Below are 1342 nucleotides of genomic sequence, written 5' to 3' on the forward strand. Positions count from 1 at the left end.
TGCCATATATGGACGCCTCAGCTTTTACAACACCGTTGAATGATTGGTTCACTACCATATATTCGGCGTCTAAATAGGCTTTTTTACCCGCGCCATGATGTAAATCCGAAACCTATTACCTTATCACTACATCGGCATTTAATGCCTTGGCACAGTCAGGCTCTAATAGGTACGGTTGACCGTTTATTCATCAGTGCATGTAAACTGTTACGTGATACTTAACGTCTTACGCAAACGCTTTATTAACGTCGAAATTATCGTTACTCGTGAGGATCCGCCATCCTATACGCGCTATTTTATTGGCCAATGCGACAACGGCTTTGTGTCGACCTTGCCTTAACGCAAGTGCATTAAACCATCGCCCAAGTCTATCATCATGTTTGCTCGCAAATCGGCCAACGGCTCTGGCGCCGTGGATGAGTAAAACACGTAGTTCTGAGCTGCCATTTTTCGTGATCGATCCTAGTCGAACTTTTCCACCAGAACTCGATTGCGATGGCACTAAGCCACACCATGCAGATAATTGCCGGCCATTTTTAAATTGATGACCCGAACCTAATTCACTCATAAAGCTTGCTGTGACTAATGGTCCAAAGCCAGGGATCGACAGCAATGCATTGTAGCGAGGTTGGATTTGACATAGCGCTTTAATGTCGCGCTCGATTTGATTAATTCTCTCATTTAAAACACATAAATCTTCATATAAAAATTTTAACAGGTAATGAAGCGTATGAGACAGTTCATGCTCATTATTTGCTAAAATACGGCTAAGTGACGCTTGTAATTGCAACCTGCCGACAGAGAAGATCACACCAGACTCGCTCGCTAGGCTTCGAATTTGATTGACCATGGCGGTTCGATTTTGAACGAGACGACTACGTACACAACGTAATGCTTTAATGTCTTGTTGCTCAACAGTTTTAACTGGAACCATGTGGATATTAGGTCTGAAAACCGCTTCGCATATAGCGAGGGCATCGTTGGCATCATTCTTTTGGTTTGCAACAAATGGCTTAACATGTTGAGCAGGGATCAATTGCACTTGATAACCAAGAGCTTGAAATTGTCTTCCCCAGTAATGCGCCGTACCACAGGCCTCCATAGCAATAAGGCTACCTTCGGGGAATTGTCTAATTTTATCGAGCAGCTTGTTTCTGTTAACCTTTTTGTTACTCATGACAGAGTTATCCATAAGACAAACACAAACTTGAAAAACATTTTTGGCTAAATCGATACCAATAACTTTAATATCCATGATGGAAACCTCCAGAACTATTTGTCAGCTTTAAGCTTGGCATAATACTGCAAGCTTAGGTGCTGAGGCGTCCATCACATCACTACA

At 42.5% G+C, this 1342-nt stretch carries 1 protein-coding gene; it reads right to left on the reverse strand.

Annotated features, from left to right (window positions below; genetic code table 11):
* Window positions 1-226: 226 nt before the first annotated feature.
* On the reverse strand, window positions 227-1255 hold the full coding sequence (locus L5M10_RS23825; RefSeq protein ID WP_263138145.1) for an IS110-like element ISSba8 family transposase: 1029 nt from the start codon (window positions 1253-1255) through the stop codon (window positions 227-229).
* Between the last annotated feature and the right edge of the window lie 87 nt (window positions 1256-1342).

Source organism: Shewanella sp. SM32 (assembly GCF_025654235.1).
Taxonomy (GTDB): Bacteria; Pseudomonadota; Gammaproteobacteria; order Enterobacterales; family Shewanellaceae; genus Shewanella; species Shewanella oncorhynchi.

Excerpts from the sequence above, each read along its gene's own strand:
- L5M10_RS23825 (WP_263138145.1), bottom strand. The coding sequence starts at position 1,255 with ATGGATATTAAAGTTATTGGTATCGATTTAGCCAAAAATGTTTTTCAA.